Raw genomic sequence first — 14,668 nt, forward strand, 5'->3', positions numbered from 1 at the left:
GAAATCAACCTGGCAATAAAGACAGACGCAAACGTTTTCGTATATACTGCGCCCGGATAAATCAGGGGATATGTTTATGACGTTATTAGGCACAGCGCTGCGTCCGGCAGCGACGCGGGTGATGTTGTTAGGTTCAGGCGAACTGGGTAAGGAAGTGGCGATTGAATGCCAGCGTTTGGGCGTCGAAGTGATCTCCGTCGATCGTTATCCCGACGCGCCAGCAATGCACGTTGCTCACCGTTCGCATGTCATCAACATGCTGGATGGCGACGCATTGCGCCGCGTGGTTGAACTGGAAAAACCGCATTATATCGTGCCGGAAATTGAAGCGATCGCCACCGATATGCTGGTGAAACTGGAGCAGGAAGGGCTGAATGTCGTCCCCTGCGCCCGGGCGACCCAACTGACCATGAACCGTGAGGGGATCCGTCGGCTGGCAGCGGAAGAACTGGCGTTACCGACCTCCTCGTTCCGCTTTGCGGACAGTGAAGCCACCTTCCGTGACGCCGTGGCAGAGATTGGTATTCCCTGTATCGTTAAGCCGGTGATGAGTTCTTCAGGCAAAGGGCAAAGTTTTATTCGCTCTGCCGGACAACTGGCGCAGGCCTGGGAGTATGCGCAACAAGGCGGGCGCGCCGGTGCGGGCCGGGTGATCGTCGAAGGGGTGGTGAATTTCGATTTTGAAATTACGCTGCTGACCATCAGCGCCGTTGATGGTGTCCATTTTTGCGCCCCCGTCGGCCACCGTCAGGAAGATGGCGATTACCGCGAATCCTGGCAGCCACAGCAAATGACGCCGCTGGCCCTTGAGCGGGCGCAGGAAATTGCCCGTAAAGTGGTGCTGGCGTTAGGCGGCCACGGCTTATTTGGTGTCGAACTGTTTGTTTGCGGCGACGAGGTTATTTTCAGCGAAGTGTCCCCCCGTCCACACGACACCGGGATGGTGACAATGATCTCTCAGGATCTGTCGGAATTTGCGTTGCACGTGCGCGCCTTCCTCGGCCTGCCCGTTGGCGCGATTCGCCAGTATGGCCCTGCCGCCTCGGCCGTTGTCCTGCCACAACTCACCAGCCAGAATGTGACGTTTGAGAATGTACAGGCGGCGGTTGGCGCCGGTCTGCAGGTTCGATTCTTTGGCAAACCAGAGATCGACGGCACCCGTCGCTTAGGCGTCGCGCTGGCAACCGGCGTGAGCGTTGAAGAGGCCATCGCTCGCGCGAAAGACGCCGCCGCTCAGATAAAAGTCAACGCATAAAAAAACGGGCCTAATGGCCCGTTATGTCAACGCCCGGTATACCACCGGGCCTTTCATTCACTTACTGTTTCGCGCCTTCTACCGCTTCGCGAGCCAGTTGAGTAATACGGTCGTAATCACCCGCTTCCAGCGCGTCAGCCGGAACCAGCCAGGAACCCCCGATACACAGCACGCTTTTCAGCGCCAGGTAATCACGGTAGTTAGCCGGAGAGATACCGCCAGTCGGGCAGAAACGCACCTGAGAGAACGGACCCGCAATTGCCTGCAGCGCTTTGGTGCCGCCGTTGGCTTCCGCCGGGAAGAATTTGAACTCTTTCAGACCGTAGTCCATACCCAGCATCAGTTCAGAAACGGTGCTGATACCCGGGATCAACGGGATCGTCCCTTCGGTCGCCGCTTTCAGCAGAGGCTCAGTCAGGCCCGGGCTGATAGCGAACTGCGCGCCAGCTTCAGTGACTTCCGCCAGTTGCTGCGGGTTCAGTACGGTACCCGCACCGATAATCGCGTCAGGTACTTCTTTGGCAATTGCGCGGATAGCATCCATCGCACATGCGGTACGTAAGGTCACTTCCAGAACACGCACACCACCTGCAACCAGCGCTTTTGCCATCGGCACCGCGTGTTCCAGTTTATTTACCACGATAACCGGGACAACCGGGCCAGTGGTCAGGATTGCTTCCGCACTTGTTTTCCAGTTTTTCATCAGAGTTTTTCTCTCGACTGATTACAAAATTATTCGTTTTAAAAAGTGATACAGGTTGCGCCCTGCTCCGCACCGGAGAGTTTTTCGCGCAACGCGCTGAACATCTCACGCCCTGTCCCTACTCTTGATGAGCTCAGATCCGGGATGTGAGGCTGGCGAGCGGCAAGTTCCGCTTCATCGACCAGCAACGTCAGCTCACCTGTCTGTCCGTTCACACGAATGATGTCGCCATCGCGCACTTTCGCCAGTAACCCGCCATCGTAAGCTTCCGGCGTAACATGGATTGCAGAAGGCACTTTACCTGAAGCACCGGAAAGCCGTCCATCGGTAACTAACGCAATTTTGAAACAACGGTCCAATAATACACCAAGTGGCGGCATCAGTTTGTGCAATTCTGGCATTCCGTTCGCTTTTGGTCCCTGATGGCGCACAACCACTACGCAATCACGATCCAATAATCCAGCCTCAAATGCCGGTAATACGTCGTGCTGGCTCTCAAAGACAATGGCTGGCGCTTCAATTACCTGGTTTTCAACCGGTACCGCAGAGGTTTTCATCACTGCACGTCCCAGGTTGCCGCTCAGCACTTTCGTCCCGCCGTGGTGCGAGAACGGCTTATCAAAGGTGGCGATAACATTGCTATCAAGCGACTTCGCCGCCCCTTCACGCCAGTCCAGTTCGCCATTGTTCAGCCACGGTTCCAGGGTATAACGAGACAAACCAAAGCCCGCCACGGTGTTGACATCTTCATGCAGCAAGCCCGCGTTCAGCAGTTCACGCATCAGGACAGGCACCCCGCCCGCCGCCTGGAAGTGGTTAATATCCGCCGGGCCATTCGGGTAGAGGCGAGCCATCAGCGGGACGATATCGGAAAGGTCGGAGAAGTCATCCCAGTTGATAACAATACCCGCGGCGCGCGCCATCGCCACCAGGTGCATGGTGTGGTTGGTTGAACCGCCCGTTGCGAGCAGCGCGACAATCCCGTTGACCACCACTTTTTCGTCAATCATTTTGCCGACTGGCATCCATTCGTTGCCGTTGCCGGTCAAACGTGTCACCTGACGGGCTGCCGCCTCGGTCAGCGCTTCACGCAGCGGCGCATCGGGATGCACAAAAGAGGAGCCCGGTAATTGCATCCCCATAAACTCCACCACCATTTGGTTGGTGTTGGCGGTGCCGTAAAACGTGCAGGTACCTGGCGCATGGTAAGAAGCGGCTTCGGATTCCAGCAGCGCCATACGGTCAACCTTTCCTTCGGCATAAAGCTGGCGAATACGGACTTTTTCTTTATTTGGCAGGCCACTGGCCATTGGGCCAGACGGCACAAAAATAGACGGCAGATGACCAAACGAGAGCGCCGCCATCGCCAGCCCCGGGACGATTTTGTCGCACACGCCGAGGAATAACGCCCCATCGAACATGTTGTGCGACAGCCCGACCGCCGCCGACATGGCAATCACTTCGCGACTCAGGAGTGACAGCTCCATTCCGTCCTGGCCCTGGGTCACACCATCGCACATCGCAGGCACGCCACCTGCCACCTGGCCTATCGCATTCGCCGTGTGCAGCGCTTTGCGGATAATATCAGGATAATGCTCATAAGGCTGATGCGCAGACAGCATGTCGTTATAGGAGGTAATGATCGCGATATTGTTACGCAACATGCTTTTCAGCGACGCTTTATCGTCGGGTTGGCACGCCGCAAATCCGTGCGCCAGGTTTCCGCACGCCAGTTGGGAGCGGTGAACCGTCGACGTTTTCGCCTGCTCAATACGAGCAAGGTAGGCAGAACGTGTCTTGTGAGAACGTTCGATAATACGTTGTGTTACGCGTAACAAATTCGGATTCATAGAGGCTCCTAAAATTTATCTGTCCGGGCCGCAGGATTACCAATGTGTTTCATCAGGGTTAAACAATGCTGAAACGCCGGTTAGCCGTAGCTCAGGGGCAAAATCGTTTCAGTCAGTGTAATAAAAAAAGCCCCGCGGGTGAATCCACGCGGGGCTTAAAAGTGCAAAAATTATTCTACAATCTGTGTTAGATCATGTTACCGGTAAAATAACGCCGTCGTGGTAGATGAAGTTTTATTCAAATTCGTTCCAGGAACGGCCATCACGGGTGATCATCGCCACTGAAGCAACCGGCCCCCACGTCCCCGCCTGATAAGGCTTCGGCGCGTCGTTATCCATCGCCCAGGCTTCGGTGATGGAGTCGACCCATTTCCATGCTTCTTCCACTTCGTCACGACGAACAAACAGCGCCTGAATGCCCCGCATGGTTTCCAGCAGCAAACGTTCATAGGCATCCGCCAGATGCGTCTGGTTGAACGTTTCGGAGTAGCTCAGATCCAGCTTGGTGATCTGCAGGTTATGTTTATGATCCAGACCCGGAACTTTATTGAGCACCTGGATATCCACACCTTCATCCGGCTGCAGACGGATCGTCAATTTGTTCTGCGGCAGATCCTGCCAGGACTCTGTGAACAGGTTGAGCTCCGGCGTTTTGAAGTAGACGACCACTTCAGAACATTTGGTCGGCAGTCGTTTGCCGGTACGCAGGTAAAACGGCACGCCCGCCCAGCGCCAGTTATCGATATCGACACGAATGGCGACGAACGTTTCGGTATTGCTGCTCTTATTCGCCCCCTCTTCTTCCAGATAACCGGGCACTTTTTTACCTTGCGCGAAACCGGTGGTGTACTGACCACGAACCGTTTTTTCACGGACGTTCGAACGGTCGATACGACGCAACGATTTCAGCACTTTCACTTTTTCATCGCGAATACTGTCAGCGCTCAGATCGGACGGCGGTGACATGGCGATCATGCACAGAATTTGCAGCAGGTGGTTCTGGATCATGTCGCGCATCTGACCGGCCTGGTCAAAGTAGCCCCAGCGACCTTCAATACCCACCTCTTCCGCCACGGTGATTTCCACGTGATCGATGGTGCGATTGTCCCAGTTATTCACAAACAGGGAGTTGGCAAAACGCAGCGCCAGTAAGTTCAGAACAGTCTCTTTGCCAAGATAGTGGTCAATACGGTAAACCTGACGCTCATCAAAATAGTTACCCACCTGGTCGTTGATTTCACGGGAGGTGGCCAGTGATGTGCCGAGCGGTTTTTCCATGACCACTCGCGCAGGCTTAGCATTCAGCTTCGCTTCGCCTAACCCTTTGCAGATAGCGCCAAAGGTGCTGGGCGGCATCGCAAAATAGTTAATGGTGGTGCGCGCTTTTTGATCCAGCATCTCCCCCAGACGGGAAAAGGCCGCGGTATCGTTGACATCCAGATTGCAGAAATCCAGGCGACCACTCAGGGTATCCCACAAACCTTCATCAATTTTTTCCTTCATGAAGGTTTCGAGCGCTTCGCGTACCACCTTCGTGTAGGCTTCTTTATCCCAGTCAGCACGACCAACCCCAATAATGCGGGTATCCGGGTTTATCTGACCGGCTTTTTCCAGTTGATACAGGGAAGGCAGCAATTTACGACGCGCCAGGTCGCCTTTCGCGCCGAAAATGACCAGGTCACATGCCTGGGCTGTTTGCGTTACCGCCATGTCATTCTCCTCAGTTAACTATCCTGGTACTTCTGCCAGGTTATAGTTGTAATTTTATTACAGTGCACTGTACTGCTTTTACGTGATTCCGGAAACCGTAAACACTTATCCACCGGTGCGATCCCGGCTTGTCAGGCATTTTGCGGCATGTTCAGCCACAAAACGGATAAAAAAGTCGTCGTTTTCACACACGTAGCCGACAGCTAAAATCAGACGCCGATCATGTAATGAAAAAAAACAACAACTATTCTATCCATTTTGCCCCCTTAATGGGCACCCGGGGGTAATATCTAACAAAATTGCCTCTCGATTTCCTGTATCTCAGAAATCGTCGTCACCATGAGTTTTCTACATCATGAATATGCTGGAAAAAATCCAGGTAAAACTGGAACATCTGAGCAAGTCAGAACGCAAAGTCGCCGATGTTATTCTTGCTTCTCCTGACCAGGCCATCCACTCGAGTATTGCGACGCTGGCTCTGGAAGCGAATGTCAGTGAGCCGACCGTAAACCGCTTCTGTCGCAGCATGGACACGCGTGGCTTTCCTGATTTTAAACTGCATCTGGCGCAAAGTCTGGCAAATGGCACGCCCTATGTTAATCGCAATGTGGATGAAGATGACAGCGTTGAGTCCTACACGGGAAAAATCTTCGAATCCGCGATGGCCAGTCTCGACCATGTCCGCCAGTCGCTGGATAAATCTGCGGTGAATCGCGCGGTCGACCTGCTGACGCAAGCGAAGAAAATTTCCTTCTTCGGCCTGGGTTCTTCCGCCGCCGTGGCACATGACGCCATGAACAAATTTTTCCGCTTCAACGTTCCGGTCATATACTCCGATGATGTTGTCCTGCAACGCATGAGCTGTATGAATTGTAGCGATGACGACGTGGTTGTGCTCATTTCGCACACGGGCAGAACCAAAAGTCTGGTGGAGTTGGCGCAACTGGCGCGAGAAAACGATGCGATGGTGATTGCACTGACCTCTGCCGGAACGCCACTGGCGCGCGAGGCCACATTAGCGATTACACTTGATGTACCGGAAGATACTGACATTTATATGCCTATGGTCTCTCGACTTGCTCAACTGACCGTGATAGATGTGCTGGCAACCGGATTTACTTTGCGTCGCGGGGCAAAATTCAGAGATAACTTGAAGCGCGTCAAGGAAGCGCTTAAGGAATCGCGTTTTGATAAAGAACTGCTCATAAGGAGCGATGACCGCTAAAAGCAAAAACAAGCACACTCTTTTCGTCATCCGGCGTTATATCCGGATCAATGTTCACGCAACACCAAGTTGTTTCAGTCAACGGAGTATTACATGTCCAGAAGGCTTCGCAGAACCAAAATCGTTACCACGTTAGGCCCGGCAACTGATCGCGATAACAACCTTGAGAAAATTATCGCTGCGGGTGCGAACGTCGTACGAATGAACTTCTCTCACGGATCGCCAGAAGATCACAAAATACGCGCTGATAAAGTTCGTGAGATTGCCGCAAAACTGGGGCGTCATGTAGCTATCCTGGGCGATCTCCAGGGACCAAAAATTCGCGTATCGACCTTCAAAGAAGGCAAAGTATTCCTGAATATCGGCGATAAATTCCTGTTAGACGCAAACCTGGGGAAAGGCGAAGGCGATAAAGAAAAAGTCGGTATCGATTACAAAGGCCTGCCCGCTGATGTGGTTCCTGGCGATATCCTGTTACTGGACGATGGTCGCGTACAGCTCAAAGTCCTCGAAGTTCAGGGCATGAAAGTCTTTACCGAAGTGACCGTCGGCGGCCCACTCTCCAACAACAAAGGCATCAACAAACTCGGTGGTGGCCTCTCTGCCGAAGCGCTGACCGAAAAAGACAAAGCGGATATCGTCACTGCCGCGCAAATCGGCGTTGATTATCTGGCCGTCTCCTTCCCGCGCTGCGGCGAAGATCTGAACTATGCGCGTCGCCTCGCACGCGATGCTGGCTGCGATGCAAAAATTGTCGCCAAAGTCGAACGTGCCGAAGCCGTTTGCGACCAGAATGCGATGGATGACATCATTCTGGCTTCCGACGTTGTAATGGTGGCTCGCGGCGATCTGGGCGTTGAAATTGGCGATCCAGAGCTGGTCGGTATTCAGAAGGCCCTGATTCGTCGCGCCCGTCAACTGAACCGTGCGGTGATTACCGCCACCCAGATGATGGAGTCGATGATAACCAACCCGATGCCGACCCGTGCAGAAGTTATGGACGTAGCCAACGCCGTGCTGGATGGCACCGACGCCGTGATGCTGTCAGCGGAAACCGCCGCCGGTCAGTATCCGGCTGAAACGGTAGCCGCGATGGCACGCGTATGTCTGGGTGCAGAAAAAATCCCCAGCATTAACGTCTCTAAACACCGCCTCGACGTGCAGTTCGATAATGTCGAAGAAGCCATTGCCATGTCGGCAATGTATGCCGCAAACCACCTGAAAGGGGTAACGGCCATTATCGCCATGACCGAATCCGGGCGTACTGCACTGATGACCTCGCGTATCAGTTCGGGTCTGCCGATTTTCGCAATGTCTCGTCATGAGCGCACGCTGAACCTGACCTCGTTGTATCGTGGCGTTACGCCGGTACACTTCGACAGCGCGGCAGACGGCGTTGTGGCAGCGAGCGAAGCGGTTAATTTGCTGCGTGACAAAGGCTATCTGGTGTCCGGCGATCTGGTGATCGTCACCCAGGGCGACGTGATGAGCACCATCGGCTCGACCAACACCACCCGTATTCTGACCGTCGAGTAATTTCCCGACGCCGGAAAGTAAAAAGCCTCTCTGACGAGAGGCTTTTTTTTATTTGATGGGATAAAGATCTTTACGCTTATACGGCTGAATTTCACCCGGTTTACGCGTCTTCAGCAGTTTTAAGATCCAGGTGTATTGTTCAGGATGCGGCCCCACGAAGATTTCCACCTCTTCGTTCATTCTTCTGGCGATGGTGTTGTCATCCGCGGTCAGGAGATCGTCCATCGGCGGGCGCACCAGAATCGTTAACCGGTGTGTTTTGCCATCATAGACAGGGAACAGCGGAACCACGCGGGCGCGGCACACTTTCATCAAGCGACCGATAGCCGGCAAGGTTGCTTTATATGTCGCAAAGAAATCAACAAACTCACTGTGTTCCGCACCGTGATCCTGATCCGGCAGATAGTATCCCCAATATCCCTGGCGAACTGACTGGATAAACGGCTTAATGCCGTCATTACGGGCGTGCAAACGACCACCGAAGCGGCGGCGTACGGTGTTCCAGACGTAGTCAAATACCGGGTTGCCCTGATTATGGAACATGGCCGCCATTTTCTGCCCTTGTGATGCCATCAGCATCGCCGGGATATCAACACCCCACCCGTGCGGCACCAGAAAGATCACTTTCTCGTTGTTGCGGCGCAGTTCTTCGATAATTTCCAGCCCCTGCCAGTCGATGCGTTTCTGCACTTTTTCAGGGCCTCGCATCGCCAGCTCGGCCATCATGGCCATTGCCTGAGGCGCTGTCTCGAACATCTCATCGACAATCGCCTCACGCTCGGCTTCGCTGCGCTGTGGGAAGCAAAGCGACAAATTGATCAGCGCACGACGACGAGAACTCTTCCCCAAACGTCCGGCAAAACGACCCAGTTTGGCTAATAGCGGATCGCGAATTGACGCTGGCGTTAGCGCAATGCCCGCCATCGCGGCGACGCCCAGCCAGGCTCCCCAATAGCGAGGGTGCCGAAATGATTTTTCAAATTCAGGGATGTACTCAATGTTATTTTTTTTCGTTTCCATGCTTTTCCAGTGTCTGATGACGCGAATGCGAAAAGTCGATCTGCTGATAGTGTAGCGGCGCGCCGTGCCCCACACAAAGTAAAAATCCGCCTTCGCGGACGTCAGTCTCTCTTTTTTTCGTCAGACGTAAAAAAGGCAGCCATAAGGCTGCCTTAGTTCTCCCCAACATCTTACGGCTTAGTGGCTACGGATGTATTCATCCATTTCAGTTTTCAGGTTATCGGATTTAGTACCGAAAATTGCCTGAACACCAGAGCCTGCCACGACAACACCTGCAGCACCCAGTTTCTTCAGGCCAGCCTGATCCACTTTCGTCACATCCGCAACGCTGACACGCAGACGCGTGATACAGGCATCGAGGTTGGTGATGTTATCTTTACCGCCAAATGCCGCAATCAGAGCCGGAGCCATTTCACTGGTCGCGCCAGCTTTGCTGTCTTCGGTGGCATCTTCACGACCCGGCGTTTTCAGATCCAGCGCTTTGATCAGTACACGGAAAATGGTGTAGTAAACAATCGCATAACCAGCACCCACAATCGGGAACAGCCACAGCTTGCTGCTGTTACCGCTCAGCACGATGAAGTCAATCAGACCGTGAGAGAAGGAAGTACCGTCACGCATACCCAGCAGGATACAGATCGGGAACGCCAGACCAGCCAGAATCGCATGAATCACGTACAGGATCGGCGCAACGAACATGAAGGAGAACTCGATCGGCTCGGTAATACCGGTCAGGAACGAGGTCAACGCTGCGGAGATCATGATACCGCCCACTTTCGCGCGGTTTTCTGGTTTAGCAGAATGCCAGATTGCAATCGCAGCCGCCGGCAGACCGTACATTTTGAACAGGAAGCCGCCAGACAGTTTACCTGCAGTCGGGTCACCCGCCATATAACGCGGAATATCGCCGTGGAACACCTGACCCGCTGCGTTGGTGTATTCACCAATTTGCATCTGGAAAGGAACGTTCCAGATGTGGTGCAGACCGAATGGCACCAGGCAGCGTTCAACGAAGCCGTAGATACCGAACGCAACCACCGGGTTCTGATAGGCAGCCCATTGAGAGAACGTCTGAATAGCAGTACCGATCGGCGGCCAAATGAAGGACAGGATGACACCGGTGAAGATGGCAGCCAGACCCGAAATAATAGGAACAAAGCGTTTACCGGCGAAGAAGCCCAGATACTCAGGCAGCTTGATACGGTAGAAGCGGTTGAACATATACGCTGCAATCGCACCGGAGATAATCCCCCCGAGAACACCGGTATCCGCCAGGTGTTTTGCTGCGATTTCTTCAGCAGGTAAATGCAGAACCAGCGGCGCTACCACAGCCATGGTTTTCACCATGATGCCGTAAGCAACCACCGAGGCCAGCGCCGATACGCCGTCGTTGTTAGTAAAACCGAGTGCAACACCGATAGCAAAGATCAGTGGCATATTGGCAAAAACAGAACCGCCTGCTTCCGCCATTACGTGTGAAACTACGGCTGGCAGCCAGCTGAAGTTTGCGGAACCGACGCCCAGCAGGATACCTGCGATAGGCAGTACGGATACCGGTAGCATCAGCGATTTACCGACCTTTTGCAGGTTAGCAAATGCATTCTTAAACATAATTGAGAGTGCTCCTGAGTATTTTGTGCTTTCTACGTTCTCACGCATTGGCGAGGGGGGAGAACCCCGCCGTGGACAGGACATCTAAGTGCCCTTTTATTTATTACACAGAGTAAAATAATTCAGATCAATTTTGTTTGACGGCTATCACGTTTCAGCTGTAGCCCATGTCAATATCGTCAAATACTGTCGATACACGTATCTGAATGTTTCAAACTGACCATTCACCGCCCATTTTGTGGCGGTGAACTCTACGCGCTTTGCGTATTAATTACGAGCTTAAAAAAAACTCTGTTAGCCGATGGATTGCAGGCGAGACGCGTCGATATGGAACAGGCGGGAGAAGTTATCGGTGGTTACCTGCGCCAGTTCTTCAACGGCAACACCTTTTAAAACAGCCATATACTCTGCAACATCGCGAACCATCGCGGGCTGGTTCTCTTTACCACGATGCGGCACCGGAGCAAGATATGGCGAATCCGTTTCCACTAACAGCCTGTCCAGCGGCACATAGCGAGCAGCATCACGCAACTGCTCAGCATTACGAAACGTCACGATACCGGAAAAAGAGATATAAAATCCGAGATCCAGTAACTTACCCGCCGTTTCTCTGTCCTCTGTAAAACAGTGTAGTACGCCACCGCAATCCGTCACCTTTTCCTGGCGTAAAATTGCCAGCGTGTCAGCGCGTGCATCGCGGGTATGGACAATGACCGGCTTATTCAGCTCACGGCCAATCTGGATATGGTGAATGAAAGATTCCTGCTGACGCACTTTCGTTTCCGGCGTGTAGAAATAATCCAGCCCGGTTTCTCCCATCGCGACAACGCCCTCTTCTGCGGCGAAGCGACGTAGCTCTTCGACATCATACGTTTCATCCTGATTTAACGGATGTACGCCGCAAGAAAAAACCACATTGTCGCGGTCACCGACCAGTTCACGCATTCCACGATACCCCGGCAGCGTTGTTGCCACCGCCAGGCAAAATTTCACATCACGTGCGGCGGCTTTCGCCAGCACGTCATCCACGTCCTTATGCAGAGATTGATAATCCAGGCCATCTAAATGGCAGTGTGAGTCGACTAAAAACATAATGTCTCTCTCAAAGATGGGAAACGGGCAACACGATGCCCGGTTGCAGATAATGTTCAATACGGAGAATGAGATCGGTCAGTACCAGTTCGCGGTTTACCCCGACCACATTGATAAGTTGCTCGCGGCAATGGCAAACATCGCTGAGGATTGCCTGAATATGGGCCGCCGATAACCGTTGTGCTATCAGCGGAACCAGCGTCTGGACATCCACATTGGTAAGGTACGAAGCACCATGGCGGAACTTCAGGGCATCCATCAGTAAGGTTGCCAGCCAGTGTAGACGGGTCGCCGCCTGCTCATGATTCAGAGCAGAGAGCAAGATGTACCAGTCGTTGGCCTGCAGAGTGTTAGCCAGCGCCTCGCAGAGCGCACCGCGATGCGCCCAGCTCTCTTCCTGAAGCAGCGTCAAGGCGGCGCCAGGAGACCCCGCACTCAGGCGCAGCGCCGTGAGCAACGCCTCTTGTGACGCTGTCACTTCTCGTGCAAGCCAGGAAATGGCATAGTTTTCTGCCGGGGGCGCCAGGTGGTGAAGTCGGCAACGGCTGCGTAATGTGGCCAGTAATCGCGCGGGTTCCCGACAGGCGAGGAAGAACCAGGTTTGCGACGGCGGCTCTTCCAGAGTCTTTAACAGCGCATTGGCGGCAGCCTCTGTCAGTAATGACGCATCGGGGATCCAGACTACCTTCGCGCCGCCAAGACGGGAGCGCTCGTACAGTTTTTCGCTGATGTCACGGACGGCGTCAACCCCAAGGGTACTCTTCCCTTTTTCGGGCATCAGTGCGTAGTAATCCGGATGCGTTCCAGCCTGCATCAACTGGCAGCCCCGACAGTGTCCGCAGCTTTTATGCCCTTCCGGGCGCTGACACAACAGATAGCGGTTCAGGGCATAAATCAGCGCATCGTCGCCCATGCCAGGCAGTGCCTGAATCAGTAGCGCATGGTGACCACGACCCGACTGATAGCTTGCTACCAGTTTTTCAAAGTCCGGTCGTAACCATGGGTACCATTTCATGCGCCCTGCTCCTTCACCCACTCGGTGACGGTGGCGCGAATATCACTCATGACCTTTTCCAGCGTCTGGGTCGCATCAATCGTGCGAATGCTGGCATCCTGCGCCGCCAGCTCCAGATAACGGGCACGGGTTCGGTTGAAGAAGTCAAAAGACTCCTGCTCAATGCGATCCAGCTCACCACGCGCGCGGGCGCGTTTTAAACCGACTTCGGGGGTGACATCCAGATAGAGCGTGAGATTCGGGCGAAAGTCCCCCAGTACAGCGTCACGCAGCGTCGCCAGCATCCGCTGGTCGATACCGCGACCTCCGCCCTGGTACGCCTGGGTGGAGAGATCGTGGCGATCGCCAATCACCCAGGTTCCCTTAGCCAGCGCAGGTTTGATCACCGTTTCCACCAGTTGCACGCGGGCGGCATAAAACATCAGTACTTCAGCTTTGTCTGTAATCACTTCATCGCCGACCGATTTGATGTCCAGCACCAGGCTTCTTAATTTTTCCGCAAGCTGCGTACCGCCAGGCTCACGGGTAAAAACCATGTCGCGAATACCCAGTTGCTCGAGCGTCTCCACCACGACATTTCGCGCCGTGGTTTTACCCGCGCCTTCCAGTCCTTCGATGACGATGTAATTACTGCCCATTTTTTTCCTTAAGCGCTTTCAGGTAGTCCTGCACTGACCGGTTATGGCCGGCAAGATTGGTATTAAATGTGTGACCGCCTTTGCCATCGGCCACAAAATAGAGATACGGGGTTTTAGCCGGGTGTGCGGCAGCCTTTAAAGATGCCTCACCGGGCATGGCAATCGGCCCTGGGGGCAACCCTGAGATAGTATACGTGTTATACGCGGTCGGGGTTTCCAGGTCCGCACGGGAAAGTTTGCCATTATAGCGCTCCCCCATCCCATAGATAACCGTCGGATCGGTCTGCAGACGCATCCCCGTACGAAGACGGTTGATAAACACCGATGCCACCTGGTCACGCTCACTGGCAACCGCCGTCTCTTTTTCGATAATGGAGGCCATGGTCACCAGCTGATTCTGATCTTGATAGGGTAACCCTTCCGACCGCTCTTTCCAGACATCTTCAACGGCTTTGACCATCTTTTGATGGGCGCGCTTCAGTAGCGCGACGTCGGTTGTGTTGGCGGTGTACATCCAGGTATCTGGCCAGAACCAACCTTCCACCCATTCAGGATTCTCCAGCTTCAGCGCCTGCGCGACCGTCTCATACTTGTCGTTGCTCAGGGTGTGCTTGATATAAGGGGCGTCTCTTAGCTGTTTGAGGTAATCACTCAGCCGCATCCCTTCAACCAGGCGTAACGGAAACTGCGCCTCTTTCCCACTTTCCAGCAGGATAAGCATCTCCCTGACGGTCATATCAGGCGTGAGTCGATACGTCCCCGCCTTAAAATGTGAGAGCTCTGGCTCAATGCGCAATAACCACTGGAACACGCGAGGGCGGTTGATGACCTTATCAGCATAAAGCTGCTCCCCCAGCGCCAGGCGGCCCGTCCCGGCCTTCAGGCTAAAGACCGTCTCTTCTTTGATTAACAGTTTGCTGTCCGCCAGTTGGCGAACTTTCCACATTCCCACTCCAGCGGCAATGCCCAGCACAACCAGCATCAGAAGGAAAACGTATAACAATTTTTTCATG

The 14,668-nt window shown here is 53.8% G+C and carries 12 protein-coding genes; 3 read left to right on the plus strand and 9 right to left on the minus strand.

Annotation, left to right across the window (positions count from 1 at the left end; genetic code table 11):
- The first annotated feature begins 76 nt into the window (after positions 1-76).
- Positions 77-1,255: a formate-dependent phosphoribosylglycinamide formyltransferase gene (purT, locus tag ACO7SM_RS13140; RefSeq protein ID WP_490467910.1), complete on the plus strand. Its 1,179-nt coding sequence runs from the start codon at positions 77-79 to the stop codon at positions 1,253-1,255.
- A 61-nt stretch (positions 1,256-1,316) separates the two neighbouring features.
- Here purT and kdgA read toward each other — a convergent pair whose 3' ends face one another.
- The 3 genes from kdgA to zwf form a co-directional block, all read right to left on the minus strand.
- Positions 1,317-1,958, minus strand: coding sequence for a bifunctional 4-hydroxy-2-oxoglutarate aldolase/2-dehydro-3-deoxy-phosphogluconate aldolase (kdgA, locus tag ACO7SM_RS13145; RefSeq protein WP_162383794.1), 642 nt, complete (start codon positions 1,956-1,958; stop codon positions 1,317-1,319).
- Between the two features lie 38 nt (positions 1,959-1,996).
- A complete protein-coding gene (gene edd / locus ACO7SM_RS13150; protein ID WP_490467911.1) occupies positions 1,997-3,808 on the minus strand; it encodes a phosphogluconate dehydratase in 1,812 nt (603 codons plus the stop codon).
- 234 nt (positions 3,809-4,042) lie between these two features.
- Entirely contained in the window at positions 4,043-5,518 is a 1,476-nt protein-coding gene (zwf, locus tag ACO7SM_RS13155) for a glucose-6-phosphate dehydrogenase (protein ID WP_490467912.1), read from the minus strand.
- Positions 5,519-5,873: 355 nt separating this feature from the next.
- On the opposite strand from zwf, the gene ACO7SM_RS13160 reads away from it, so the two are divergent.
- Both ACO7SM_RS13160 and pyk read left to right on the plus strand, forming a co-directional pair.
- Positions 5,874-6,743 (plus strand): MurR/RpiR family transcriptional regulator, encoded by an 870-nt coding sequence (locus tag ACO7SM_RS13160; RefSeq protein WP_490467913.1) that lies wholly within the window; start codon positions 5,874-5,876, stop codon positions 6,741-6,743.
- A gap of 93 nt (positions 6,744-6,836) precedes the next feature.
- Positions 6,837-8,279 carry a pyruvate kinase gene (gene pyk, locus ACO7SM_RS13165; RefSeq protein WP_490467914.1) on the plus strand — a complete coding sequence of 481 codons (1,443 nt, stop codon included), beginning with the start codon at positions 6,837-6,839 and terminating at the stop codon, positions 8,277-8,279.
- Positions 8,280-8,327: 48 nt separating this feature from the next.
- Here pyk and lpxM read toward each other — a convergent pair whose 3' ends face one another.
- From lpxM to yceG, 6 genes are all read right to left on the minus strand, one after another.
- A complete protein-coding gene (lpxM, locus tag ACO7SM_RS13170) occupies positions 8,328-9,299 on the minus strand; it encodes a lauroyl-Kdo(2)-lipid IV(A) myristoyltransferase (protein WP_490467915.1) in 972 nt (323 codons plus the stop codon).
- A 177-nt stretch (positions 9,300-9,476) separates the two neighbouring features.
- Complete coding sequence (gene ptsG, locus ACO7SM_RS13175; protein WP_162378877.1) at positions 9,477-10,910, minus strand: PTS glucose transporter subunit IIBC; 1,434 nt, start codon at positions 10,908-10,910, stop codon at positions 9,477-9,479.
- Positions 10,911-11,204: 294 nt separating this feature from the next.
- Entirely contained in the window at positions 11,205-12,002 is a 798-nt protein-coding gene (locus ACO7SM_RS13180; protein WP_490467916.1) for a metal-dependent hydrolase, read from the minus strand.
- A 10-nt stretch (positions 12,003-12,012) separates the two neighbouring features.
- Positions 12,013-13,017, minus strand: coding sequence for a DNA polymerase III subunit delta' (holB, locus tag ACO7SM_RS13185; RefSeq protein ID WP_490467917.1), 1,005 nt, complete (start codon positions 13,015-13,017; stop codon positions 12,013-12,015).
- Entirely contained in the window at positions 13,014-13,655 is a 642-nt protein-coding gene (gene tmk, locus ACO7SM_RS13190; protein ID WP_490467918.1) for a dTMP kinase, read from the minus strand. Before tmk ends, holB begins: the two co-directional genes overlap by 4 nt.
- The gene (gene yceG, locus ACO7SM_RS13195; protein WP_490467919.1) at positions 13,645-14,667 is read right to left on the minus strand and encodes a cell division protein YceG; all 1,023 of its coding nucleotides are present in this window, start codon (positions 14,665-14,667) and stop codon (positions 13,645-13,647) included. The genes tmk and yceG overlap by 11 nt, the downstream gene beginning before the upstream one ends.
- Position 14,668 lies beyond the last annotated feature (1 nt).

It is taken from the genome of Citrobacter sp. LJND-P06, assembly GCF_058188415.1.

Bases quoted from the DNA above. Each gene is read 5' to 3' on its own strand.
- kdgA (WP_162383794.1), bottom strand. From the start codon at position 1,958: ATGAAAAACTGGAAAACAAGTGCGGAAGCAATCCTGACCACTGGCCCG.
- purT (WP_490467910.1), top strand. From the start codon at position 77: ATGACGTTATTAGGCACAGCGCTGCGTCCGGCAGCGACGCGGGTGATG.
- zwf (WP_490467912.1), bottom strand. From the start codon at position 5,518: ATGGCGGTAACGCAAACAGCCCAGGCATGTGACCTGGTCATTTTCGGC.
- ACO7SM_RS13180 (WP_490467916.1), bottom strand. From the start codon at position 12,002: ATGTTTTTAGTCGACTCACACTGCCATTTAGATGGCCTGGATTATCAA.
- ptsG (WP_162378877.1), bottom strand. From the start codon at position 10,910: ATGTTTAAGAATGCATTTGCTAACCTGCAAAAGGTCGGTAAATCGCTG.
- tmk (WP_490467918.1), bottom strand. From the start codon at position 13,655: ATGGGCAGTAATTACATCGTCATCGAAGGACTGGAAGGCGCGGGTAAA.
- holB (WP_490467917.1), bottom strand. From the start codon at position 13,017: ATGAAATGGTACCCATGGTTACGACCGGACTTTGAAAAACTGGTAGCA.
- pyk (WP_490467914.1), top strand. From the start codon at position 6,837: ATGTCCAGAAGGCTTCGCAGAACCAAAATCGTTACCACGTTAGGCCCG.
- yceG (WP_490467919.1), bottom strand. From the start codon at position 14,667: ATGAAAAAATTGTTATACGTTTTCCTTCTGATGCTGGTTGTGCTGGGC.
- lpxM (WP_490467915.1), bottom strand. From the start codon at position 9,299: ATGGAAACGAAAAAAAATAACATTGAGTACATCCCTGAATTTGAAAAA.
- edd (WP_490467911.1), bottom strand. From the start codon at position 3,808: ATGAATCCGAATTTGTTACGCGTAACACAACGTATTATCGAACGTTCT.
- ACO7SM_RS13160 (WP_490467913.1), top strand. From the start codon at position 5,874: ATGAATATGCTGGAAAAAATCCAGGTAAAACTGGAACATCTGAGCAAG.